Annotated in this window: 20 protein-coding genes, 1 pseudogene and 1 riboswitch; of the genes and pseudogenes, 12 read left to right on the top strand and 9 right to left on the bottom strand. The window is 64.4% G+C overall.

Features of this window, described 5'->3' with window-relative positions; translation table 11 throughout:
• Positions 1-136 precede the first annotated feature (136 nt).
• Together H7A12_09095 and H7A12_09090 are read left to right on the top strand one after the other, a co-directional pair.
• Entirely contained in the window at positions 137-631 is a 495-nt protein-coding gene (locus H7A12_09095) for an LEA type 2 family protein (GenBank protein MCP5320962.1), read from the top strand.
• 16 nt (positions 632-647) lie between these two features.
• Entirely contained in the window at positions 648-965 is a 318-nt protein-coding gene (locus H7A12_09090; protein MCP5320961.1) for a DUF3301 domain-containing protein, read from the top strand.
• A 33-nt stretch (positions 966-998) separates the two neighbouring features.
• Here H7A12_09090 and H7A12_09085 read toward each other — a convergent pair whose 3' ends face one another.
• The gene (locus H7A12_09085; GenBank protein MCP5320960.1) at positions 999-1,559 is read right to left on the bottom strand and encodes an HNH endonuclease; all 561 of its coding nucleotides are present in this window, start codon (positions 1,557-1,559) and stop codon (positions 999-1,001) included.
• 189 nt (positions 1,560-1,748) lie between these two features.
• Between H7A12_09085 and H7A12_09080 the strand changes: the two genes are divergently transcribed.
• Positions 1,749-2,732, top strand: a complete 984-nt coding sequence (locus tag H7A12_09080; protein ID MCP5320959.1) for a zinc-dependent alcohol dehydrogenase family protein — start codon at positions 1,749-1,751, stop codon at positions 2,730-2,732.
• Between the two features lie 64 nt (positions 2,733-2,796).
• Here the strand turns inward: H7A12_09080 and H7A12_09075 are convergent, their stop codons facing one another.
• Entirely contained in the window at positions 2,797-3,249 is a 453-nt protein-coding gene (locus H7A12_09075) for a hypothetical protein (GenBank protein MCP5320958.1), read from the bottom strand.
• 186 nt (positions 3,250-3,435) lie between these two features.
• Between H7A12_09075 and msrA the strand changes: the two genes are divergently transcribed.
• The 3 genes from msrA (at position 3,436) to guaA (ending at position 7,300) form a co-directional block, all read left to right on the top strand.
• Positions 3,436-4,053, top strand: coding sequence for a peptide-methionine (S)-S-oxide reductase MsrA (gene msrA, locus H7A12_09070; GenBank protein ID MCP5320957.1), 618 nt, complete (start codon positions 3,436-3,438; stop codon positions 4,051-4,053).
• An 81-nt stretch (positions 4,054-4,134) separates the two neighbouring features.
• Positions 4,135-5,601, top strand: coding sequence for an IMP dehydrogenase (gene guaB / locus H7A12_09065; GenBank protein ID MCP5320956.1), 1,467 nt, complete (start codon positions 4,135-4,137; stop codon positions 5,599-5,601).
• A gap of 121 nt (positions 5,602-5,722) precedes the next feature.
• On the top strand, positions 5,723-7,300 hold the full coding sequence (guaA, locus tag H7A12_09060; GenBank protein ID MCP5320955.1) for a glutamine-hydrolyzing GMP synthase: 1,578 nt from the start codon (positions 5,723-5,725) through the stop codon (positions 7,298-7,300).
• A gap of 271 nt (positions 7,301-7,571) precedes the next feature.
• On the opposite strand, the gene H7A12_09055 is transcribed toward guaA, so the two are convergent.
• The gene (locus H7A12_09055) at positions 7,572-7,763 is read right to left on the bottom strand and encodes a hypothetical protein (GenBank protein ID MCP5320954.1); all 192 of its coding nucleotides are present in this window, start codon (positions 7,761-7,763) and stop codon (positions 7,572-7,574) included.
• Positions 7,764-7,802: 39 nt separating this feature from the next.
• On the opposite strand from H7A12_09055, the gene H7A12_09050 reads away from it, so the two are divergent.
• Together H7A12_09050 and H7A12_09045 are read left to right on the top strand one after the other, a co-directional pair.
• On the top strand, positions 7,803-8,252 hold the full coding sequence (locus tag H7A12_09050) for a hypothetical protein (protein MCP5320953.1): 450 nt from the start codon (positions 7,803-7,805) through the stop codon (positions 8,250-8,252).
• Positions 8,249-8,659: a type II toxin-antitoxin system VapC family toxin gene (locus tag H7A12_09045; GenBank protein MCP5320952.1), complete on the top strand. Its 411-nt coding sequence runs from the start codon at positions 8,249-8,251 to the stop codon at positions 8,657-8,659. The genes H7A12_09050 and H7A12_09045 overlap by 4 nt, the downstream gene beginning before the upstream one ends.
• 278 nt (positions 8,660-8,937) lie before the next feature.
• Here the strand turns inward: H7A12_09045 and H7A12_09040 are convergent, their stop codons facing one another.
• On the bottom strand, positions 8,938-10,047 hold the full coding sequence (locus H7A12_09040) for an IS5 family transposase (protein ID MCP5320951.1): 1,110 nt from the start codon (positions 10,045-10,047) through the stop codon (positions 8,938-8,940).
• A 149-nt stretch (positions 10,048-10,196) separates the two neighbouring features.
• On the opposite strand from H7A12_09040, the gene H7A12_09035 reads away from it, so the two are divergent.
• The 4 genes from H7A12_09035 to H7A12_09020 are packed head-to-tail and all read left to right on the top strand — an operon-like array spanning position 10,197 to position 16,838.
• The gene (locus H7A12_09035) at positions 10,197-11,015 is read left to right on the top strand and encodes a type IV toxin-antitoxin system AbiEi family antitoxin domain-containing protein (protein ID MCP5320950.1); all 819 of its coding nucleotides are present in this window, start codon (positions 10,197-10,199) and stop codon (positions 11,013-11,015) included.
• Positions 11,012-11,902 (top strand): nucleotidyl transferase AbiEii/AbiGii toxin family protein, encoded by an 891-nt coding sequence (locus tag H7A12_09030; GenBank protein MCP5320949.1) that lies wholly within the window; start codon positions 11,012-11,014, stop codon positions 11,900-11,902. The genes H7A12_09035 and H7A12_09030 overlap by 4 nt, the downstream gene beginning before the upstream one ends.
• The gene (locus H7A12_09025; GenBank protein MCP5320948.1) at positions 11,899-14,355 is read left to right on the top strand and encodes a DEAD/DEAH box helicase family protein; all 2,457 of its coding nucleotides are present in this window, start codon (positions 11,899-11,901) and stop codon (positions 14,353-14,355) included. Before H7A12_09030 ends, H7A12_09025 begins: the two co-directional genes overlap by 4 nt.
• Entirely contained in the window at positions 14,352-16,838 is a 2,487-nt protein-coding gene (locus H7A12_09020) for a DEAD/DEAH box helicase (protein MCP5320947.1), read from the top strand. Before H7A12_09025 ends, H7A12_09020 begins: the two co-directional genes overlap by 4 nt.
• Positions 16,839-16,971: 133 nt before the next feature.
• Here H7A12_09020 and H7A12_09015 read toward each other — a convergent pair.
• The 5 genes and pseudogenes from H7A12_09015 to H7A12_08995 form a co-directional block, all read right to left on the bottom strand.
• Positions 16,972-17,785: pseudogene (locus tag H7A12_09015) on the bottom strand (hypothetical protein).
• Positions 17,786-17,890: 105 nt separating this feature from the next.
• A complete protein-coding gene (locus tag H7A12_09010; GenBank protein MCP5320946.1) occupies positions 17,891-18,226 on the bottom strand; it encodes a DUF3293 domain-containing protein in 336 nt (111 codons plus the stop codon).
• A gap of 123 nt (positions 18,227-18,349) precedes the next feature.
• A riboswitch (SAM riboswitch) is annotated at positions 18,350-18,455 on the bottom strand.
• 122 nt (positions 18,456-18,577) lie between these two features.
• A complete protein-coding gene (locus H7A12_09005; GenBank protein MCP5320945.1) occupies positions 18,578-19,189 on the bottom strand; it encodes a hypothetical protein in 612 nt (203 codons plus the stop codon).
• 821 nt (positions 19,190-20,010) lie between these two features.
• Entirely contained in the window at positions 20,011-22,509 is a 2,499-nt protein-coding gene (locus H7A12_09000; protein ID MCP5320944.1) for an IS1182 family transposase, read from the bottom strand.
• Positions 22,506-22,925 carry a MerR family transcriptional regulator gene (locus tag H7A12_08995; GenBank protein ID MCP5320943.1) on the bottom strand — a complete coding sequence of 140 codons (420 nt, stop codon included), beginning with the start codon at positions 22,923-22,925 and terminating at the stop codon, positions 22,506-22,508. The genes H7A12_09000 and H7A12_08995 overlap by 4 nt, the downstream gene beginning before the upstream one ends.
• Between the last annotated feature and the right edge of the window lie 36 nt (positions 22,926-22,961).

The following is a 22,961-nucleotide window of genomic DNA, read 5'->3' as shown; positions in this document are numbered from 1 at the left end:
CGGCAATGGGAAAGCGGCTCAAAGCGTGCTGGATAAAGCGATCAGGCGCGCCCGGATGCGGTGTGTCCTGATGCGGTTGCCGCGCCGAACCACGAGCCCCTACACTGCGGGGGTGTCCCGATCAGGAGTTCCGGTGATGGCCCGTGTGCGTGTTTCGAGGCCGTTCTTGCTGCTGCTGGCCGTGATGCTCGCGGCATGCGCCGGCCTGACCGGGCCGGTCGAGAATCCGCGCGTGACCGTCACCTCGCTGCGTCTGCTGCCGGTCGATGGCGTGGAGCAGCGCATCGAGGTGGGTCTGCGCCTGCTGAACCCGAACTCTTTCGATCTGCATGCCAAAGGGTTGGTGATCAGCCTCGGCCTGAACGGCGTGCCGCTGTTGAAGGGGGCGACGTCGGAGTTGCCGTTCGTGCCCGCCTACGGGGAGGCGCAGGCGAAGCTGACGCTCAGCCTCAGCCTGATGAGTGGCCTGCGCCTGATGAGCCGCCTCGCGCAACAGCCCGACGAACCGCTGCAGTACCGGCTCGAGGCGCGACTGGATCTGCGGCGTCCCTTGTGGAAGCGGCTCACGCTGATGGAGCAGGGCGAGATCGCGCCGCGGCGTGCGAATGTTTCCGGGGCGACGGCATCGTGATGCAGGATCCACAAAGATGACGCTGGCACAGATGCTGTTGGCGGCTGCAGCCGTCACGGTCATCTGGCTGTATTTCGACGGAATGCGCGTGCGCGAGGCTGCACTGCGTGCCGGACGCGACTACTGCGAGGCGGCCGGTCTGCAACTGCTCGATGAAACCGTCGCCCGCCAGAGCATCGGCATGGCCCGTGATGCCGACGGGCAGTTGCGGATCCGACGCTCGTTCGGATTCGAATTCACCAGCGACGGTGAGCGACGCTACCGCGGCAAGATCGTGATGCTGGGCGTGCGGGTCGAAACCGTGTGGGTCCAGCTGCACCGGATCCTGCATTGAGAGCACGCCGCGGCGAGCGACTTGCGGTCGCAGTCAGTTCCAGCGCGAGTGCGGCGAGAACTGGCTGCGCAGGAACTCCATCTGATCGCCGCGGATACGGTCGCTGTTGATCAGCGCGAGCCATTCGGCGACGTTCGGCTGGTAGGGGATGGCGATCATTTCCATGCGGGATTCTTCCGGCAACCGGTTGCCCTTGCGCTGGTTGCAGCGCTTGCACGCGCTGACTACGTTGGTCCATTGGTCTCGCCCGCCGCGCGAGCGCGGCACGATGTGGTCACGCGTCAGCTCGCGTTCCGGAAACTTCAGCGCGCAGTACATGCACAGGTGGCGATCGCGGCGGAACAGGGCGCGATTGGTCAGTGGCGGTATCGGGCGGCCCTTTCGCACCATGCAACCGGAGCAGGCGATGATGCTGTGCAGTTCGATCGTCGACTGCATGCCGGTGAGCCGCGAGATGCCGCCGCGCACGGTGCGGATGCGTTCGCCAAGGGTCCAGGCGACCAGATCGCGTGCGTAAAGACAAGTGGCCTCCTGCCAGCTCAGCCATTCGACCGGCTGGCCGGAGACGTCGAGCCGCAGGATGTGTGGATTCAGCATCGTGCCGAATCCGGGCAATTCGCCGTGGGCCTGCAGAACGTGCGGTCCTCCTCGTGTGTGCCTGGTGTGCAAACCGGCTGCGAATTACAGTAACCGCAGGTGCAGATGCATGGCAACTGCCATTCAGTGCGGGAATCGAGCGACGACACGGGAGGCCGCATGCCTAACATCGGACTGCCTTCCACGATGCGTGCGATGGTGTTGCACGCGCCGGGGCAACCCCTGATCGAGGAACGCCGTGCGGTGCCGCGGCCGGGCACGCACCAGGTGTTGCTGCGCGTGCATGCCTGCGGAATCTGTCGCACTGACCTGCACGTGGTCGATGGTGAACTGACCGAGTCCGTTCTGCCGTTGGTGCCGGGACATCAGATCATCGGGGAGGTTGTCGAGACGGGTACGCTCGCTACCGCGTTCGAATGTGGTACGCGCATCGGGGTGCCGTGGCTCGGTGGCAGTTGCGGGGGCTGCGAATTCTGCCTCGCTGGTGACGAGAACCTGTGTGCGCAGGCGCGCTATACCGGATACCAGATCGACGGCGGACTCGCCGAGTACTGTTTGGCCGATGTGCGTTACTGCTTCCCGATCGATGCGCGTCTCGACAGCGGGCAGGCTGCGCCGCTGCTCTGCGCGGGCCTGATCGGTTACCGCAGCTATCGTCCGGCGCGCTCGGCGCGGCGTCTTGGCTTTTTCGGCTTTGGTGCGGCGGCGCATATCCTGGTGCAGATCGCCTGCCACCATGAACAGCAGGTCTATGCGTTCACGCGTCCGGGCGATGTGGAGGCGCAGCACTTCGCGCGCCGACTCGGAGCCGCTTGGGCGGGGGGTAGCGACCAGGCTGCTCCGGTGGAGCTCGATGCAGCGATCATCTTCGCTCCCGACGGTGCGTTGGTGCCGCTGGCGCTGCGGGCGGTACGTCGCGGCGGGCGCGTGATCTGTGCCGGTATCCACATGAGCGATATCCCGTCGTTTCCGTACGCGGATCTGTGGGGAGAGCGGCATATCCAGTCGATTGCCAATCTGACGCGTCGCGATGGCGAGGAGTTTCTGCCACTGGCTGCCGAGCTGCCGGTCAGGACCGAAGTGAAGATCTATGGGCTGCCGGCGGCCAATCAGGCGCTGGACGACCTGCGCGCCGGGCGTTTCACGGGTGCGGCGGTGGTGATTCCCTGAATCGCACGCAAAAAAAAAGCCACCCTGGAGGGTGGCTGGAAACGGGTTGAATACGAGTGCGGAATCAGGCTGCCTTGCGTACGCGGTCGGTCAGCTTGCGTACCGCCTTGCGGAACTTCTCGACGCCGTCCTCGAGTTGCGAGGGGATTTCGATGTTGTCGACACGCTTGCGCAGGTCACGGCCCATGTCCTTCTGCGCCTTGTCCAGGTCGCGCTGAACTTGCTCGCCGCGCTTGACCAGTTGGTCCCACTGCTTCGGAGCTTCCTTGCGGACCTTGCTGACACGCTCGTTCAGGCGATCGTATACGCGGCCGGCGATGCCAAGCTGCACGAAGCGAACTTCCTTCGCCGTTTCCTGCACTTTCTTCAGCGCGCCGTCAGTCTTCGCCTTTGCCTTTGCCTTCGTTGCGGCCGGCTTGCGCTCGACTTTCTTCGCTGCTGCGCGCTGCGGTGCGGCGCGGCGGGCCTTCGGCTTTGCTACTGCTACCACTTCGTTGACGTTTGCTGCTTCTGCCATGGTCTGCCTCCTGTGGGCGTTGATTCGGGGTCCGTGAACTCTCTTGTTCAGGGATGGTGCGCAGCATACGGATCGGGATTAGAAAGCTCATACTAGAAAAACCGGTCAGTTGGCGATTTGTATCGATGCCTTGCTGCCGTGCGGCAAGGTACGCCAGATGGTCACGACAGCAGTGGAGGTGCAGGCATGATTTCCGACGAATTTCCGTCCGGTTGCAGCGAAACCGGAGGTGAGTCCAGCGTGCACTTTCTCAATGGGGTGCGCATCATGCCGCCGTTCGCCGATGGACTTGAAATCACCGAGTTTGCACTCGGATGTTTCTGGGGAGCCGAGCGGCTGTTCTGGCAGCAGCCTGGTGTGGTCGTCACTGCGGTGGGTTATGCCGGCGGCGTTACGCCGCAGCCCTCGTATCGGGACGTGTGCACGGGACGTACCGGGCATGCCGAAGCCGTGCGTGTGGTCTTTGATCCGGCACGCATCAGGTATCGGCAACTGCTGCGCGTGTTCTGGGAAAGCCACGACCCCACCCAGGGCATGCGCCAGGGTAATGACGTGGGAACCCAGTATCGCTCGATGATCTTCACGCATTCGTCGCAACAGATGGCGCTGGCGCTGGCTTCGCGCGATGCCTATGCGCGCGTGCTGGCCAGCGCGGGCTTCCCTGCGATCACCACCGGAATCGTGTCCGCCGGTGTGTTCCATTACGCGGAGGATTACCACCAGCAGTACCTCGCGAAGAACCCGCATGGCTACTGCGGCATCGGTGGCACCGGTGTGCCCTGTCCCGATGCTGCGGTGAGTTGAGCGCTCACACTGCGGTTTACCGCGATCGGGGCCGTCCGTATAATGCCGCGCCTTCACCTCGATAGCCCTTGCGGAGCCACCATGCTGCGGGTGCAGGAAGAAGCGCTTACCTTCGATGACGTGCTGCTGGTCCCCGGCGAGTCCGAGGTGGTGGCCAAGGACGTCAGTCTCCAGACCTGGCTGACGCGCGCGATCACGCTGAACATTCCGCTGATGTCCGCTGCAATGGACACCGTGACCGAGGCGCGTCTTGCGATCGGGATCGCACAGGAAGGCGGCATTGGCATCGTTCACAAGAACATGACAGCCGAGGAGCAGGCCGAGGAGGTTCGTGCGGTCAAGCGCTTCGAGAGCGGTGTGGTGCGCGAGCCGGTGACCATCGATTCCTCGCGTTCGATCCGCGAGCTGATCCGCCTGACCTCGGAGCTGAACTTCTCGGGAGTACCCGTCCTGAATCGCAAACGCGAGCTTGCAGGCATCGTGACGAGTCGCGATGTGCGCTTCGCGACCGATCTCGACCAGCCGGTGTCCTCGATCATGACACGCAAGCGCGATCTGGTGACCGTGCGCGAAGGCACCGATCTTGCCGAGGTGAAGCAGTTGCTGCATCGCCACCGTATCGAAAAGGTGCTGGTGGTCGATGACGGCTTCCATCTGCGCGGCATGATCACCGCGAAGGACATATTCAAGGCCGAGCGATTCCCGAACGCGTGCAAGGATGCCGACGGGCAACTGCGCGTGGGCGCTGCGGTCGGTATCTGTTCGGGCAATGACGAGCGCGTGCTGCGCCTGATCGAGGCCGGCGTCGACGTGCTGGTCGTCGATACGGCACACGGCCACTCGCGCAACGTGTGCAACACCGTGCGCAGCATCAAGACCGCGCATCCGTCGGTGCAGGTCATCGCCGGTAATATCGCCACGGCAGAGGCAGCGATGTATCTGCTCGATGCCGGCGTCGATGCAGTCAAGGTCGGCATCGGTCCCGGTTCGATCTGCACCACGCGTATCGTGACCGGAATCGGCGTACCGCAGATCAGCGCGATCGCCAATGTTGCAGCAGCGCTCGAGGGAACCGGAGTCCCGCTGATCGCCGACGGTGGCATCCGTTTCTCGGGTGACGTGGCAAAGGCGGTCGCTGCCGGTGCGCACGTGATCATGGTCGGCAGCATGTTTGCCGGCACCGAGGAGGCGCCCGGCGAGATCGAGTTGTACCAGGGGCGCAGCTACAAGGCTTATCGCGGCATGGGCTCGTTGGGTGCGATGGCCAAGGGTTCCAGCGACCGCTATTTCCAGAATGCTGCGGAAGGCGTCGAGAAGCTCGTGCCCGAAGGCATCGAAGGGCGCGTTCCGTTCAAGGGGCCGATATCGGGCATCGTGCACCAGTTGATGGGCGGATTGCGCGCCGCGATGGGCTATACCGGTAGCCCGGACATCGAAATCATGCGCACACGGCCGAAGTTCGTGCGCATCACCTCGGCAGGCATCCACGAGAGCCACGTCCACGACGTCAGCATCACCAAGGAAGCGCCGAACTACCCGGTGCGCTGAGCACCGGTGTGGCCGGTAAGGACGCGGGCGACGTGGTCGCAGCGCAATCGCCGGCACAGCGATCGACACGCGGGGCCCGGCGGGCCCCGTCGCATTTCCGGGCACGGAGAACACCTCGCCGATGAGTACCGACATCCATTCCCAGCGCATCCTGATCATCGATTTCGGATCGCAGTACACGCAATTGATTGCGCGGCGCGTGCGCGAACTCGGCGTCTACTGCGAGATCCAGAGCTGGCGCGCCGGTATTGCCGCGATCCGTCGTTTTGCACCGCGTGGCGTGATCCTGTCCGGCGGCCCCCAATCGGTGACCGGACGCGGAGCGCCGCGTGTTCCGCCGGCGCTGTTCGAGATGGGCGTCCCGCTGTTCGGTATCTGCTACGGCATGCAGACGATGGCGGTGCAGCTTGGCGGCAAGGTCGAAGCGGCGCCGCAGCGCGAGTTCGGTTACGCGCAGGCGCGCGTCACCGCGTCCAGCCGCCTGCTCGACGGCATCAGTGACCACATCGATGCCGACGGTGTGGCGCAGCTCGAAGTCTGGATGAGCCACGGCGACAAGGTCGTCGAGCTGCCCGGCGGTTTCGAGCTGCTGGCCGCCACCGACAGCGCGCCGATTGCGGCGATGGTGGACGAGGCGCGCGGTTTCTACGGCGTGCAGTTCCACCCCGAGGTCACGCACACTCGCCAGGGCGGACGCATCCTCGAGCATTTCGTGAAGACGATCTGTGGCTGCGAGGGATTGTGGATGCCAGGCACCATCATCGAGGACGCGATCGCGACGGTGCGCCGTACGGTGGGCTCCGACAAGGTATTGCTCGGGCTTTCCGGTGGCGTCGATTCCTCTGTGGTCGCGGCGCTGCTCTCGCGCGCGATTGGGGATCAACTGACCTGCGTGTTCGTCGACCACGGCCTGCTGCGCCTCGACGAGGGCGATCACGTGATGGAAATGTTCGCACGGAACATGGGCATCCGCGTGATCCGTGTGCGTGCCGAACGCGAGTTCCTGCGCAAGTTGAAGGGCGTGAGCGATCCCGAGCGCAAGCGCAAGATCATCGGGCGCACCTTCATCGAGGTGTTCGAGCGCAAGGCGGCGCAGATCCGCGGTGTGAAATGGCTGGCGCAGGGCACCATCTATCCCGACGTGATCGAGTCGGCAGCGTCGAAGCACGGCAACGCGCAGTTGATCAAGTCGCACCACAACGTCGGCGGCTTGCCCGCGCGCATGAAGCTCGGACTGCTCGAGCCACTGAAGGAGCTGTTCAAGGACGAGGTGCGCCGCATCGGACTCGAACTCGGGCTGCCGCATGACATGGTCTACCGGCATCCGTTCCCGGGGCCGGGACTTGGTGTGCGTATCCTTGGCGAGGTGCGCAAGGCCTACGCCGACGTGCTGCGCCGTGCCGATGCGATCTTCATCGAGGAGTTGCATACCGCCGGGCTTTACCATGAAGTCAGCCAGGCCTTTGCCGTCTTCCTGCCGGTGAAATCGGTTGGAGTAACCGGCGATGGTCGCCGCTACGAGTGGGTGATCGCCCTGCGTGCCGTCGAGACTGTCGACTTCATGACCGCGCGTTCGGCGCGCCTGCCCTGGGAGCTGCTCGAGCGGGTTTCGCGGCGCATCATCAACGAAGTGCCTGAAGTCTCGCGCGTGACCTACGACGTGAGTTCCAAGCCGCCGGCGACGATCGAGTGGGAGTGAGGGGGCGAGACGGCCCGTCGGGACTGTCATGAAGCCTCGTCACGTCGGGCGGCGCGCACGCCGCGAGATGGGGAAGGGGCGCCGCGCGGGCAAAGCGCCGCACGAAGTGTTCAGTAGCACCTTGATTCAGGTCCCCGGGTCTGGTTGGCGATGGGTACAGGGACGCGCGTCGGGTCCTTGGTTGTAGATACGGACTCCTGAGGAAAAGTGTCGGATCGCGGCATGACGGGTTGAGGCCCCCGTCGCTTGTCGGCTTCTGGTCGGCTGATCTTCACTGAACAGCAAATATCGCCATCTCGTCGAATGTCGGATGCAGCGCCGCCCCGAGGCCGGGCGACGAAGTTGCATCGGCACGCCAACGGAGGCGATGTTGTCGTGCGATCAGCGCGTTATCCGTGAGGCGGATGGCTGCGGCGATCACGCGTCGTACCGCGCTCTTCACCGGTATCGGCTTGAAGGTCACGAGATCGTTCGTGTCCCAAGCGACGCGGCAATGAGGTCCTTGGTGGTCGATCGCGGGCCGGCGATCAGTGCCTGGATTCGCCCCTCGACCTCGTCGATCCAATCGACGTTCCTCGCGGCAGCCAGGGTCCTCGAGCACGCGGCGAGTACGTCGCGCGATCCGGTGGGCAGCGGTCGCAGCGGCAAGCGGGGTGGTCGGCGTGCGCGCACGCAAAGGCTCTGTTTTGCAGTAAAGCTGGTTTGCTGGCAAAATGTGCCCATGAAGACGACACTTGACCTGCCCGACGAACTAGTCCGGCGCATCAAGATCGAGGCCGCGCAATCCGATCGCAAGCTGAAGGACTTGGTGGCGCAACTGCTCGAAGCCGGACTTCGCGCCAGCCGCGACGACGGTGCCGCCGCGGCGTTGCCCAAACCGGTGAAGCGCCGGCGAGGTGGGCCGCTGACGGCCGACGCGATCGAGGCCGCGATCGCCGCCGGCCGCGAATGATCGTCGTCGACACCAACGTCATCGCCTATCTGCTGATCGAGGGCGACCGCACCGCCGACGCGCAGGCGCTTCGCCTGGCCGATCCCGACTGGCGCAGCGAGCCGTTCCTGCTGGTCGAGTTCAGCAACCTGCTGGCGACGCAGGTGAGAGCCAAGGCGCTCTCGGCCGCGCAGGCGAAGTCGTTGCTCGAATCGGCCGCGCAGCAGGTCGCGGCATGGGTCGAAGTCCCTCATGCAGAAGCGCTGGCCGTGGCCCTCGATCGCCAGGTCTCAGCCTACGACGCGCGGTTCGTCGCTTGCGCGCGCCGACTCTCAGCGCCGCTGGTGACCGAAGACTCGCGCCTGCGCGCGGCGACGCCGGGGTCGTCGATCTCGATCGCCGAGGCAGTCTCGCGGTCGGTTGGATAGAGGCGGTAATGGCCGTTAGGCACGGCGGGGCTGGCTTCAGGATCGTGACGGTAAAAAACTGCGAAAACGTGAGTTGCAACAATAGATTAAGGCGTTCGTTGGCGGCGCCTTTCGGGCTCTTGGCGGACCGACACGGAAGTCCGTCGATTGCCGTTGACAGCCGTCCTGGCAGTCGATAGATGTCGATAGATCTCGCAAGGTCACTTTTCGCCGAACCGCCCGGAAACCCGCGCAATGCTGGCGCCTGACAGATTGACGGTAAGAAGGTGTTTACAAAATCAGGTGGTCAATCGTCTTAAAAGCATCCGCGCCTCAGTCAACCAGACCCAAGCCTCCGACACCCCAGCAAGCCGGTCATGGTGCATCACGAGCCGTCGTGCTCGCTCGTTCCAGGCATGAGTCCTTTCAACGACCCACCTTTTGGCGAGAACTACAAAGCCCTTGGCGTCGGCCTGCACGGTGAATAGATCTGGTTGATCCGCTTGTGTCCAACGCCCCACATTCTTGTTAGCGGGATGGCGAACCACATCAACGTGGACGTTGTGGCACTGAGATACTGTCTGCGCGCACTTCCCGGCGTAGCCCCCGTCGACGAACAAGGTCTTTATGCTCGGGTACTTTGCCATTGTGGCAGCTATCACTGGGTGAGCGCCGTCACGATCCTGAACGCTGGCCGCGCTGACACTGACCGCTAGCACCAGTCCCAAGGTATCGACCACCAAGTGGCGCTTGCGCCCTTTGATCTTCTTTCCAGCGTCGTAACCCGTTTCCCCGCCTTGTGGAGAACTGCGGGTTGATTGCGCATCGAGTACCGCGGCTGTCGGGGACACGTCACGTCCCTGGCGTTCGCGCCATTGTGCGCGCAGACGATCATGCATCTGTTCGAACTTTCCTCGAACGCTCCAGCGACGGAACGTGCGATAGACGTTCTGCCACGCAGGAAATTCCTTCGGCAGCATGCGCCAGGAGCCCCCGGTGCGAACGACATAACAACACGCATCGACAAGCAGGCGGCGGGGGTATTGTGCCGGCGTGCCTCGCCCTCCGTCGTTTTCAAAGATATCTTGAACCAAGGCCCACTCCGCATCGGTCAAGCAACTTGGATACGTCTGCTCGGGCACGAGACGACGATGCGCATCTGTATAGCCGTAGCGACGTTTCGTTTCTTCATTTCTCTGGACCTCGACAGCCACGGCATTCTGGCGGCGCTCAACTCCGGCGGCACGAAGGTGTCTCTGGAGTGTGTCTCTGTGGATCTTGATGCCGGTTCGACTCTCCAGCAATGCAATCAGCTCATCGTTGGTGGCGAGAGGATTGACCTGCACGAGGCCCACAAGAATCGCACGATCTTCATCAGAGAGCTTCAGAGGGCGTCCCAGCGTCGACATGAACGGAATCTTCCAGTTTGCGGGCGGTGCCGTCATTATACGCTATTTTGTAAACACCCTCTTAGAGGGCTCGTTGATGATTGAGTGGGGGCGACCTAAATCATATGCAAAACTCTTGAATATCTGTCGAGATTTGCGTATAATTCTATATGCCTTCCATCGACTCCTACCTCGACGGTCTGCTCGCCCGCGGCCGCGCCTACTTCTCCCGGGATGAGATAGCCGCTGCGCTTGGCCTGAAGCCGTCGGCACAGGCGGCGGCGATCACCCGCGCAATCAACAAGCGTCGCCTGGCGAACCCCAGGCACGGTTTCTATCTCATCCTGCGCCCTGAAGATCAGGTCGCAGGCGCACCGGACCCCGTCAAGTGGATCGATCCGCTGATGAAGTATCAGGCGATCGACTACCGCATTTCGCTGCTGCGCGCGGCGGCATTCCACGGCGCTTCGCACCAGGCCAGCATGGTCTTCCAGGTCGTCGTCCCGAGGCAGTTGCGGAACTTCGATCTGGGTCGCCATCGCCTGCAGTTCATTTATCAGGGTCCGGACGCGTTCAGTCAGGTCAATCAGGCATCGTTGGTCGACCAGATGAAGAGCGACGCCGGCTTCGCCACGGTGGCTGGCGTCGAACTGACGCTGCTCGATTGCGTGCGCTACTTCCACAAGGCAGCCGGCATCAACGGCGCCGCGCAGATCGTCAAGGATATCGGCGCCAAGGCCAGCCCGCGCCTGCTGCGGAAGGCGGCCGACGCCTACGAGAACTCGGCGGTCCGTCGACTTGGCTACCTGCTCGATCTGGCGGGACACGCGCGCCAAGCCGACGCGCTGCAAGGGTTCGTGAAATGCGCCCGGACAGCACTGCCGCTCGATCCGGCCGTCCGGCCGTTCGTGAAGGCTTTGGCACAGGCCGGCGAGCGAAATTCAAGGTGGAAGCTCCTGATCAATGAAGCGGTGGAGATCGCGGAGTGATTCCCGCTGCCCTTCTGCAGGCGTGGAGTACGAAAGCGCCTTGGCCGGACCTGCGGCAGGTCAAGCAGGACCTGATCATCTGTCGCGCCCTGTGCGACCTGTTCAATGCGCCGGCGTTGACGGGGAAGATCGCATTCCGCGGTGGTACGGCGATCCACAAGCTGCTCTTCAAGCAACCGCTGCGCTACTCGGAGGATATCGACCTGGTCCAGGCGCATCCCGAGCCCATCGGTGGCACGGTCGACGCGATTCGCGCGGCGCTGTCGTGGCTCGGGAAGTGCAGCCGGGAGCAGGCCGGGCACTCGATGCACCTGGTGTTCAAGTTCACGCCCGAGATCGATGCGCAGGCGACGCTCAAGCTGAAGGTCGAGATCAACACTCGGGAGCACGCGAGCTTGCTTGGTGTTCGACACTATCCGTTCGCCGTGGAAAACGACTGGTACCGCGGAGCGGCGGAGATCGCCTCCTTCGAGCCGGAGGAATTGTTAGGTACGAAGTTGTGCGCACTGTTGCAGCGGCGCAGGAGCCGTGACCTGTTCGATCTGCATCAGGGAATCGAACAGCTGCCGCTGGCTCCGGAGAATGTCATCGCCTGCTTCGAGCACTATCTGGCCCTGGAAGGCAAGCCGATCACGCGAGCGATGGCCGAGCAGCGCATGCTCGAAAAGTTGACGCGAAGTCTGACGGAGGACGTCGCGCCGATGCTGCCAGCGAGCGTGCGCTGGAGCGATGCGGATGCGATCCAGGCATTCAAGCGCGTCTGGACCGAGCTGATCGCGCGAATCGGCGGAGACAGATGGAAGCTCTCCGATGCGGTCATCGAGGAACTGCGTGCAACGCGTTATCCGGCGTTGCTGATGCCCCAAGATCGGAAACAGCCGCAATGACGGCTTCGGAGCAATCACTGCCGAGCAAGCCATCGACGTCGGAGCCCGAATCCTTGGCCGTGCTGCAGGCGGAGAACGAGCGACTGATCGCGCTCCTGGAGGCAAACGGCATCGATTGGCGTCTGCAGCCTGAACCCGCAACGTCTCCTCCGCAACCCGAATCGTCGCGACTCTCCACCGAGACGAAAGTGACACTCTTTCGCCGGCGGTTTCGGGGTCGCACGGATGTCTACCCCGTGCGCTGGGAGAGCAAGACGACCGGCAAGTCGGGTTACGCACCCGCCTGTGCGAACGAGTGGCGCGCCGGAGTGTGCGAGAAACCGCGTATCAAGTGCGGAGACTGCCGGAATCGCTCCTTGATCCCGCTTTCGGACGCTGCCATCTACGCCCACCTGACCGGTGACCACACGATCGGTGTCTACCCGCTGCTGGAGGACGATAGCTGCTGCTTCCTTGCGATTGATTTCGACGAAGCCGAGTGGAAAGAGGATGTTCGCGCCTTCGCGGGTTCGTGCGCCGATCTCGGCGTCCCGGTTGCGATCGAGACTTCCCGCTCGGGAAACGGGGCGCACGCCTGGATCTTCTTCGCCAACCGCGTATCGGCCCGGGATGCGCGTCGGCTGGGCACCGCCATCATCAGCCACACCTGCGCGCGAACCCGGCAGCTGAAGCTCTCTTCCTACGACCGCCTGTTTCCCAATCAGGACACGATGCCCAAGGGCGGCTTCGGCAATCTGATCGCCTTGCCGCTGCAGAAGAATCCTCGCGAGAACGGCTGCACCGTGTTCGTCGACTCCGATCTGCGGCCGCATCCGGACCAGTGGCAGCTCCTGGCATCGATCCAACCAATGTCGCCGCACGACATCGAGCCGACGATCGTTCGGGCCACAGGCGGCGTGCATCCCCTCGACGTCACCTTTATCGACGATGAGGATCTGGCGACGCCGTGGAAGCGCACTTCGCCACCGCTTGCGAAGATCCCTGGCACGATGCCGAAGTCGCTCATCGTGACCTTGGCGAGTCTCGTCTACTTCGAAAAGGCGGAGCTTCCGCAGCCTTTAGCCAACCGCCTGATCCGACTCGCGGCGTTTCAGAACCCCGAGTTCTACCGGGCACAGGCCATGCGGTTGTCGGTGTGGGACAAGCCCCGGGTGATCGGCTGCGCCGAGAACTATCCCCGTCACATTGCACTGCCGCGCGGCTGCCTCGATGCCGCGCAGGACTTGCTGCGCGATAGCGCAATCCAATGTGATCTGAGGGACGAGCGCAACGCCGGCGAGTCGATCGATGTGAAATTCGTCGGAACGCTTCGAGCTGATCAGGAGGCGGCCATTGCCGCGATGCTGCAGCACGACGTCGGAGTGCTCTGTGCTCCGACCGCATTCGGCAAGACCGTTACCGCTGCCGCGATGATCGGCCGACGGGGCGTGAACACGCTGGTGCTGGTGCATCGAACCGAGCTACTCAGGCAGTGGCAGGAGCGATTGCAGACGTTTCTCGGCGGCGGCGAGGCCGTGGTCGGCACGATCGGCGGCGGCAAGGCGAAGCCGACCGGCAACATCGACATCGCGGTGATGCAGTCGCTGTCCCGCCAAGGCGAGGTCAATGCCCTCGTCGAGAACTACGGCCACATCATCGTGGACGAGTGCCATCACGTTGGTGCGGTGTCGTTCGACGCCATCCTGAAGCGATGCAAGGCCAGGTACGTGCTTGGCCTGACCGCCACGCCGATCCGCCGCGATGGGCAGCAGCCGATCATCTTCATGCAGTGCGGGTCGATCCGGCACACCGCGGCGAGTCCTGTCGACGCTCCTCATGACCTGGAGGTACTGCCGCGATCATGCTTTGCTCGGATCGACCTGCCGCCGGAGTCGGGGATTCAGGAGGTGTTTCGGCACCTCGCCAGCGATCGATCACGGACGGAAGCAATCGCCGCAGAAGTCAGGAAGGCGTTCGATCAGGGCCGCAAGGTGCTGGTCCTGACCGAGCGCACTGAGCACCTCGACGCCATCGGGGCGGCCCTCGGCGCGGGCAGCTCGCCACTGTTCGTTCTTCACGGGCGCATGTCCAGGAGACAACGCGCCGTGCTCATCACGGAACTCGATGCGCTGCCACCCGATGCGCCGCGCATTCTGCTGGCGACCGGCAAGCTCGTCGGCGAAGGATTCGACCATCCACCCCTCGATACCCTGGTACTGGCGATGCCCATCTCGTGGAGAGGAACGTTGCAACAGTACGCCGGCCGGTTGCATCGGGAGCACGCCGGCAAGACCGAGGTGCGGATCATCGACTTCGTCGACACCGGGCACCCGGCCTTGGTTCGCATGTGGGACAAGCGCCAGCATGGCTACCGGGCGATGGGCTACTCGGTTCGTGCCGAAGTGGATCCTGCAGGAACCGTCGTGGCCGGACTCCCGCTCAGTCGCGTATTTCAGACGAGGAATCAACAGTGAGACGGCAGCGTGCTTCCGACCGATCTGTCAAGGAGCCGAGGCTCTCTCGCACCCATCCGCCGGTCCACCTCGCCCCCGGAGACTGGCAACGCGCACTGCGCCGCCAGTTCGGGCGCGACCAGACGTTCGTGTTGGAGAATCGGGGCGACCAACCGTTCTTTTCCGAGTTTCGCGTTGCCAACCCGCAGTCGAAGGCCAGCTACCGCGTGACGATACGTGGTCTGAATGCCGGCGACAACTATTGTTCCTGCCCGGACTACGCCACCAACGAACTGGGCACCTGCAAGCACATCGAGTTCGTCCTCGCCCGGCTCGAAAAGAAGCGCGGGGCGAAGGCCGCGTTTGCCCGAGGGTGGCGGCCGGCGTTTTCTGAGATCTATCTTCGGAATGACGGTGCGCGCGCGGTGTACTTCCGCGCCGGATCGGATTGCCCGTCGGCCGTTTCGAAAGCGGCTTCGAGGCTTTTCGACGCCTCGCGCGGTGGCGTGCTACCGGCGGACCGCTTCGGCGACTTGGAGCGCTTCCTCGCGACGGCGGCGAAGAGCGGCCACGAAGTGCGCGCCTGCGACGATGCGCTCGACTTCGTCGCCGGCCGTCGCGATGCGGCGCGCCGGGCGCAGGTGCTCGACAGCCTGTTCCCGCGCGGCGCGTCAGACCGGAAGCTCAAGAAGCTGCTGCAGGCACCTCTATATCCCTATCAGGCCGAAGGCGCCCTGTTCGCTGTGCGCGCCGGCCGCGCACTGATCGGCGACGAGATGGGCTTGGGCAAGACCATCCAGGCCATCGCGGCGATGGAAATCCTGGCGCGGCAATTCGGCGTCTCGCGTGTGCTGGTGGTGTGCCCGACTTCGCTCAAGTACCAGTGGCAAAGTGAGATCAGCCGCTTTTCTGGCCGTGCGGCGCGGGTCATGGCCGGCGGTCGGGCGCAGCGGCAGAAGGATTTCAGCGCCGATGACTTCTGCAAGATCACCAACTACGAAAAGCTCAAGCCCGATCTCGACCTGATCGCCGCGTGGGTGCCGGAACTGGTGATCGTCGACGAGGCGCAGCGCATCAAGAACTGGAATACGATCGCCGCGCGGGCATTGAAGCGCATCGACAGTCCGTACGCCCTTGTGCTCACCGGTACGCCGCTCGAGAACAAGCTCGAGGAGCTGATCTCGATCGTGCAGTTCGTCGACCAGTACCGGCTGGGGCCTACCTGGAAGCTGCTGCACGAGCATCAGGTCAAGGACGAGTTCGGCCGCGTCACCGGCTACACCGGGCTGGAAAAGATCGGCCAGACGCTCGCGCCCATCCTGATCCGCCGGCGTCGTTCCGAGGTCCTGACGCAGCTGCCCAGGCGCACCGATCAGAACCTGCTGGTGCCGATGACCGAGTTGCAGATGGTGCATCACCAGGAGAACGCCGACATCGTGGCAAAGATCGTCGCGCGCTGGCGGCGGATGAAGTTTCTGTCGGACACGGACCAACGGCGGCTAACCTGCGCGCTGCAGAACATGCGCATGTCCTGCAACAGCACTTATCTGCTGGATCAGGAAACCGACCACGGCGTCAAGGCCGACGAACTGGCGGCGTTGCTAGACGGCCTTCTCGTGCAGCCGGACGCCAAGGCGGTCGTGTTCAGTCAGTGGACGCGCACGCACGATATCGTCATCCGCAGGCTGGAAGAGCGCGGCATCGGCTACGTCAGTTTCCATGGCGGCGTCCCATCGGAAAGGCGCCCGGCACTGGTGGACCGCTTTCGTGACGATCTGGACTGCCGCGTCTTCCTTTCCACTGATGCGGGCGCGGCGGGACTGAACCTGCAACACGCCTCGACGCTGGTGAACATGGACCTGCCGTGGAACCCGGCGCTGCTGGAGCAGCGCATCGGGCGCATCCACCGCATGGGCCAGACGCGACCGGTGCAGATCGTCAATTTCGTTGCCAAGGGCACCATCGAGGAGGGAATGCTGTCGGTGCTCGCCTTCAAGCGGTCTCTTTCGGCGGGCATCCTGGATGGTGGCCAGAGCGAGATCGCGCTCGGTGGTTCACGCCTTAGTCGCTTCATGAAGGAAGTGGAGAACGTAACCGGCCGCATGGGCGAGGGCGAAGCTGTGGCGCCGGCGGAAGAGGCAGCAAGCGTCGGCAGCGCGCCGGTGGAACTGCCGATGGAAGCGGCCACCGTCGACGAACCTGCCGTCGCTGTCGAGATGGTCTCGGCAGCCGACGCCTCCGTACTGGAAGGTACCGCGGCGGCGCTGCAGGACGCGTCCGTCGATCCCTGGGCCGTGCTGCTACAGGCCGGCGCGCAGTTGGCATCGGCGCTGAGCGCAGCCGGCAATCCCGAGGCGCCGTCGCATCCCTGGCTCGAGCATGACCCGGCGACCGGCGCGCGCAGCCTCCGGCTGCCACTGCCGCCGCCGGAGACGGCGCGACGGCTTGCCGAGGCCCTCTCGGTGATTGCGGACTCGCTTCGTGGAACGAGGGCGGGCCAGTGACTGTTCGTCATTGCGCCGGCAGACGTCGATAGATCTCGGAAGGTGGGCTATCGCGAAATCGGGCGCAAACGCTGGGTGACCTTCTGGATCTCGGCGGTGGCTTCGCGGACCCGTTGTGCCGCCGGCTGCGAGCTCAAGCCAAAGGCGTGCCGGCAAAAAACGCGGCGCGAACGCCCACGATGATCTTGCGCCCCGTGAGCCCGGTGTCGCCCTTCGGGCCGCCAGTGACGAAGCGCCCGGTAGGGTTGATCAACTCGCGGTAGCCGCTGGCGCGCAGCGCCTTCGGGATGACGGCGTCGATGATCTCGCGCCTCACCGCTGCGCGGAGAGTGTCGGTGTCGACGTCTTCGGCGTGCTGGGTGGAGAGCACCACGGCATCGACCGCCACCGGCCGGCCGTCTTCGTAGCGGAAGCTGACCTGCGACTTGGCGTCGGGCTGCAGCCAGGGTAGGGCGCCGGCGCGGCGCAGTTCGGGCTGACGACGGACCAGCCGGTGTGCATAGACGATCGGCGCCGGCATCAACTCCGGCGTCTCGTCGCAGGCGTAGCCGAACATCAGGCCCTGGTCGCCGGCGCCGATCACGCCGTCGGCCCGGTCCACGCCACGGTTGATGTCGGCCGACTGGCCGTTGAATCGCGCCTGCACCTCGCAGCGCTCGGGGTCGATGCCGGTGGCGCCGTCGCGGTAGCCCGCGTCGCGCAGCACGCCAGCCACGATGGACACCGCACGTTCACGCACCTGGCGGAACACATCGGGGTTGCGAGTCTTGAACTCGCCGGCCACTACCACACACTGGTCGGGCCAGCAGGGTTTCGCAGGCCACGCGGGCGCTCGGCTCCAGGCGCAGGAACTCGTCGAGCACCGCATCGGAGATGCGGTCGGCGAGCTTGTCGGGGTGGCCTTCGGAGACGGACTCCGACGAGAACAGGCCATTGCGAACAGACATCGATCACTCCTCTTTAGCCGCTTTGACGATCTGTCGGGGGCGGCAATCCGGATCAAATCCCCCCGGTCCTTTGCCTCGATGGCGGGCGGACCAGCCCATGAACACTCAGCGCAGCAAGATCAAGCGCGGCACGGCGTCGGCGTCGCTCCAGACGATGGCGTTCTGCTTCAGGGCCCGCCCCAGGGTCTTGGCGGCTTCTAGTTTCAATCCGAAGACAAGGTAGCTCGCATCGCCCGGCCACTGGTTGGATGGGTGCTGGCCGATGCCTTCGATGTGGGCGAGGCTGCGGCGGGCGAGTTCCAGCCCGAGATCGGCGTGGAGCTGCGTGTTGGATGCGGCGTCGACACCCTCGCTGAAAGGGTTGCAGGCCGTGATGAAGGCGCAGCAATCCGACCGGAAGCGCTTGTGCGCGGCGGCGAGCGCCGCGCTGTGTTCGTCCATTCGCAGGGTGAATGGCTCGGCGCCGTGGACCTGATAGTGGATCTCGCGGAAGGCCTGGATAAGGCCGGCGTCGATGACTGAATCCGGAAACAAAAAAGCCCTCCTGAACAGAAGGGCCGACGCTGTTGCCCGCTTGGTTGCTCCCGAAGGAGCCGCATCCGCTTTCGCGATCCACCTTGCCCAGGTAGGCAGGTTGGCATGGGCGTCGGCCCAAATCGAAATGTGACGCCATTCTAACTCAGTCGTCTCGCCGGCAGCATCCAACCGGTCGCCGTGACTTACCCACCGCCGCGCGAGTCTTGCGTTAGAGGCGCCGATCGCGCGGCCGTGGATAAGTCCTCCGACCATCTGCTACGCGATCGCTCCTCCCTCACGGTGAGCATGACGGGCTCGTTCGTGCCGGAGGCGCTCTACCGACCTGCGCAATGCATCGTCGAGATGGTCGAGCAGTTCTCGCATCCGTGCGAAGCGCTCCAGGTCTTCGCCGTCGGAACGCTGCCGAAGTACCTCGCGCGCAGCCGGCTCCTCCGTCAGGCGAGCCAGGGCGACGCCGTGACGTCCCATCTGCTGAAGCGCGTCCGTAGCTTCCCGGGCCCGCTCCTGCAGAGTTGCCAACGCCACTTGCGCGTCGCCGGAAAGAAACTCGCCGAGAGGACCGCCCAGGAGGCGGGCAAGGACTATCGCTGCAACGACGTCGACACTGAGGCCGAGGTCGGCCGTGTGCCGGAAGAGGTCGTCGAGCTCGGCTGCAAGACCGGAGTGCGCAAGCAGATCGAGTGCACCGGCCACGTCGAGCCGGGAAGCATCCGCATCGACGAGTTCGAGCAGTCGGCGATAAGGCTCTGGCAGGTCGAGAGGCAGTGCACGCCGCGGCGTCTCGATCTCGGAGAGGTCGAAGTCCTCCATGGCCGCGAAGTCGACGCTGCGGGAATACATCGCCCGCGGGGCCGCCAATGCGTCCATGCTGAGGGACATCGCCACGCTGCCCACGCCGCCCCAGCCGGCTGCCAATGTCTGCGGGACCTTGCGCAGGGCCGGGAGGTCCTGGGCCCTTTTCTTCGTCGATCCTGGGTGCAACGACCAGCCAGTTGGTCCAAGGGCTCACGAGCCGGTAACGGAGCGCCGTCTCCAAGCCCACGACATCATCCAGTTCTTTCAAGCGGGTGGCAGCCGCCACGCGAGCCACCGTGGACATGCCGTCCGGGGAAGCGGTGGGTGTCGTCGCTGGAAACGCCAACTCCTGTCGGACGGTCTCGCCCTTGTTCGTCTCGACTTCGAGAATCGCGGCGCCGTGCGCCGGCGCGCGATCGAAGCGTGCACAGGCGACTACTGTGTCGCCCTCGAAGACCGCGCCAATCCGGGCTGGGGTGATATTCACGGCGCCATCGGGCCAGCGAACTGCCACCCGCTTCGCCCGCGGCGCGCGCATGCGTTCGAAGTGACGGACGACGCGGTCCGCCATGCCCTCGCGGGGCGAGACGAGTTCGCACACGCCACCGGTGCCTGCCGCGAGTTCGCGAACGAACGCCTCCGAGACTGCACTGCCGACACCCACCGTGAAGACCCGGTGGCCCGACTTCTTCGCCTCGCCGACAACGGTCTCCCAATCGGAGACCTCGGAGCCTGCGCGGCAGAAGGGAAATCACATTGACGAGAAATTCCAAGCGCACTTTTTGAAGCAGTGGACGCGGCGATGTGGAGGAAATGACCTGTGCGGCACGTACCTGATGACACATGCCCAAGCGTGGCAGTGGCCTGAGGGCGAGTTTTCTCTCTCTTGCCCCTCATGCCCACGCTGCCATCCGCCTCAAGTTCATCGCCAGACACACCAGTTTCCATTCGGCCCGTACCTTCTCCACGCCACGAAAACTGAATTGCCGGAATCCCAACACCGATTTGATCCAGCCGTTGGGTGCTTCCACGATGGCCTTGCGGCGGCGGTACGCCGCCTTGCCGGCTTCACTGGCTAGCGTTTGCGCCATGTCCGCGGTGTGCGGGTATTTTTGTGCATCCACCTGCGCTTGTTCGCGCCCTTCTCGCCCCAGTGCCACGATGACCTCGCAGGGCGTGTGTGCCAGCGCGGCCAGCGCCGCTTCACTGCGATAGCCGGTGTCGGCCAGAACCTGCTTCGGCAAGGCCCCCGTCGTGCGCTGTACCGCGTCCACCATCCCCGGCAACTGGCCACTGTCGGCGGCGCAGTCGGTAAGCTCTGCCGCCACGATGATCTGACGCTCGGCATCCACCGCCGTCTGCGCGTTGTAGCTGTGGTCGAAGCCGCCGTTGGACTGCTTCATGATCCGGCTCTGCGGATCGGTGAAGCTGGTCTGGTCGCTGTCCTCGGGCACGCCGAAGTCGCGTTTGAACGGTTTGCCTTTTCTCGGCTTGCCGTCGGAATCATGCGGCTTGCGCTCGTCGCCTTCATAGCGCCCGCGTGCGGTATCGGCCTCGCGCTGCTGCGCTTCCAGACGCGCCTTGCCGGCCTGGATCGCCGCCAGCCGCGCTTCGCGCCGCGCGATCTCGGCCGGCAGATCGTGATCGGGTTCGCTCGCCTCTGCCGCGTCCGTGGCGCGGGCGCGCTCCAGCAGCGCCGCAATCTCTTCCTTCAACTCCACTTCGGCCTTGAGCATCCGCCCATAGCTCATCGCCTTGTGGCGCGAGGCGTTGGCCTTCACCTTCGTCCCATCTACCGCAATCGTGCCCAGCTTCACCAGCCCGCACTCGCGCGCCAGCTTCACCACCTGCACGAACAAGGCCGACAGTTCCTCCAGATGCAGCGCACGGAAATCGCTCAGGGTCCGGTGCGCCGGGAAGTTGCCCGCCGCCAACACACGGAACGCCACGTCGTCATACAGCCGACGCGCCAGCTTGCGCGAGGAGAACACCCCCGTCGCATAGCCATACAGCAGCACCTTCACCATCATCTCCGGGTGAAACGGCTGATTGCGTGGCCCGCCCTTGGCGTAACGGGCGTGGAACGCCGACAGGTCCAGCGAGGCCACGGTGTCGGCAATGAAGTACGCCAGATGCCCTTCGGGCAGCCAGTCCGCCGCCGACACCGGCAGCAAATGCCCTTGATCAGGGTGATACGGAAGGTAGGAAGTCGTCATGTCGCAGTCGTCGCCCATCGTCGTCATGCCATTATTGTCGCCTATCAGAGCAGCGTTGGGCTTCTGCCGCGCAGGCTCCTCGCCGTCTGTCACCAGAAAGACGTCGGCCGATTCCGAGCGGCCGGCCACCAGATAGGTCTCGCGCAGAGCGTTGCCGATCTCGGTACCGCCCATGTTCGCGTCGAACGCCTTGGCAAAACGCTTGGCCTTGGCGAGGTTGGTCTTATTGCACGGAAGCGGCCGATCCGACATCACGTTGGTCGTGTTACCGAAGGCGATCAGCGCAATTCGATCGTGCGGTTGCAGCCCTTCGAGAATGCCGTCGAGCGCCTGCTTCGCCTGCTCCATCGAGTCTCCCTGCATGGAGCCGGAGCAATCGATGACGATGGCGAGGTTCAGCGGTCGCGGCTGCTGCAACCCCGGGAAGAACGGCTGGAAGCTCGCCACGGCAGCCAGCCCGTCGCCGTCCTGGCCGCACAGGACGAAGCTGCGCGTCGCCTGCGGGGCCCTCACGTTCAAGATGAAGTCGCGGTCCATGACCGCCTTGGGCTGGCTCAGCGAGAGCACGACGCTCTCCGGCGACTTCACTAGCTCGACGACGTGCGATGGGCAGACGAATTGGGCGTCGCGCAGCGTACCGAAGACCTCGACGCGCAACGAGAACTGGTTCTCGACCGTGAGAGACGCTTCCGGCGCCTGGTGGGGCAGGTGAGGCGATTCGCCGAAGCGCGGCGCGATCGTGGTCGGCAGGAAGAACCGTAGCCGATCGCCTGCCCATCGATAGAGGATCGCGTAGCGGAAGGTGATCTTTGCTGTCTCCTGCGGGAGCAGGTTGCCGACGTTCATCGTGTAGAGGCCTGGCTCGAGCGCTTCGAGCATCACGGCCGCGTCGCCGGCCTCGACGGCGTCCTCGTACTTCTCCTCCGCGGCCTTCTTCTCGACGACGACGCCTTTGAGCACGCGCCCACTGATGTCGACTTCGAGATCCAGCAGCACCGCATCGAGCGGCAGCGGAAACGTGTAGACAGTCTCGATGTTCGTGCGCTCGTCGTTGCGGTAGGTCTGTGAGACCGTGACCTCGGCGAGCAGATCCTGCAAGACTGCGGAGGCCGAGACGTCGCACACGGCGACGCGTTCGCCGCCCAGGCCGGTCAGGGCCGATGCCAGCTTGTTCATTCTTTTTCCTCGCTTTCGTGAATCTGCGCGTAGGCCTGCGTCACCGCGCGAAAGAAGGCCCGCACCTGCTCCGGCGTCAGGCCGGCGCGGCTGGGCTCCAGGGTGAGCTCGACGCCGTCGGCGACGATCAGGTGGCTCCAGACCTCGACGGTCCCGGCGCGCCGTGGCGTCGGGGGCAGGGGCCCGGCGGCCTGCTGCTTAAGCAGCTCGCCGATCCGTTCCAGCGACAGTCCCGCCAGCTGCCACTTCCGCACCAGCAGAAGCTGCTCGACGTGGCGCTGGGTGTAGTAGGCGCCCCTGCCTACACCCAGCGGGCGGTCGATCAGTCCGGACTGGATGTAGTACCGGACGGTGCGACGCGGCAGCTCGGATAGAGCTGCGATCTCGTCGAGGGTGAACGTCTTGAATTCGTTCATGCCCGCCATACTAGACATTAAAACTGTACTTAGCAA

Source organism: Pseudomonadales bacterium (genome assembly GCA_024234165.1).
Classification (GTDB): domain Bacteria; phylum Pseudomonadota; class Gammaproteobacteria; order Pseudomonadales; family UBA5518; genus UBA5518.
Note: the sequence above shows the minus strand (reverse complement) of the source record. Positions and strands in the feature narration are given on the sequence as shown.

Coding starts and splice junctions, on each gene's coding strand:
- H7A12_09010 (MCP5320946.1), bottom strand. CDS start 18,226: ATGGACGAACACAGCGCGGCGCTCGCCGCCGCGCACAAGCGCTTCCGG.
- H7A12_09075 (MCP5320958.1), bottom strand. CDS start 3,249: ATGGCAGAAGCAGCAAACGTCAACGAAGTGGTAGCAGTAGCAAAGCCG.
- H7A12_09040 (MCP5320951.1), bottom strand. CDS start 10,047: ATGTCGACGCTGGGACGCCCTCTGAAGCTCTCTGATGAAGATCGTGCG.
- H7A12_09025 (MCP5320948.1), top strand. CDS start 11,899: ATGACGGCTTCGGAGCAATCACTGCCGAGCAAGCCATCGACGTCGGAG.
- H7A12_09035 (MCP5320950.1), top strand. CDS start 10,197: ATGCCTTCCATCGACTCCTACCTCGACGGTCTGCTCGCCCGCGGCCGC.
- guaA (MCP5320955.1), top strand. CDS start 5,723: ATGAGTACCGACATCCATTCCCAGCGCATCCTGATCATCGATTTCGGA.
- guaB (MCP5320956.1), top strand. CDS start 4,135: ATGCTGCGGGTGCAGGAAGAAGCGCTTACCTTCGATGACGTGCTGCTG.
- H7A12_09045 (MCP5320952.1), top strand. CDS start 8,249: ATGATCGTCGTCGACACCAACGTCATCGCCTATCTGCTGATCGAGGGC.
- H7A12_09090 (MCP5320961.1), top strand. CDS start 648: ATGACGCTGGCACAGATGCTGTTGGCGGCTGCAGCCGTCACGGTCATC.
- H7A12_09000 (MCP5320944.1), bottom strand. CDS start 22,509: ATGAACAAGCTGGCATCGGCCCTGACCGGCCTGGGCGGCGAACGCGTC.
- msrA (MCP5320957.1), top strand. CDS start 3,436: ATGATTTCCGACGAATTTCCGTCCGGTTGCAGCGAAACCGGAGGTGAG.
- H7A12_09005 (MCP5320945.1), bottom strand. CDS start 19,189: ATGGACGCATTGGCGGCCCCGCGGGCGATGTATTCCCGCAGCGTCGAC.
- H7A12_09095 (MCP5320962.1), top strand. CDS start 137: ATGGCCCGTGTGCGTGTTTCGAGGCCGTTCTTGCTGCTGCTGGCCGTG.
- H7A12_08995 (MCP5320943.1), bottom strand. CDS start 22,925: ATGAACGAATTCAAGACGTTCACCCTCGACGAGATCGCAGCTCTATCC.
- H7A12_09080 (MCP5320959.1), top strand. CDS start 1,749: ATGCGTGCGATGGTGTTGCACGCGCCGGGGCAACCCCTGATCGAGGAA.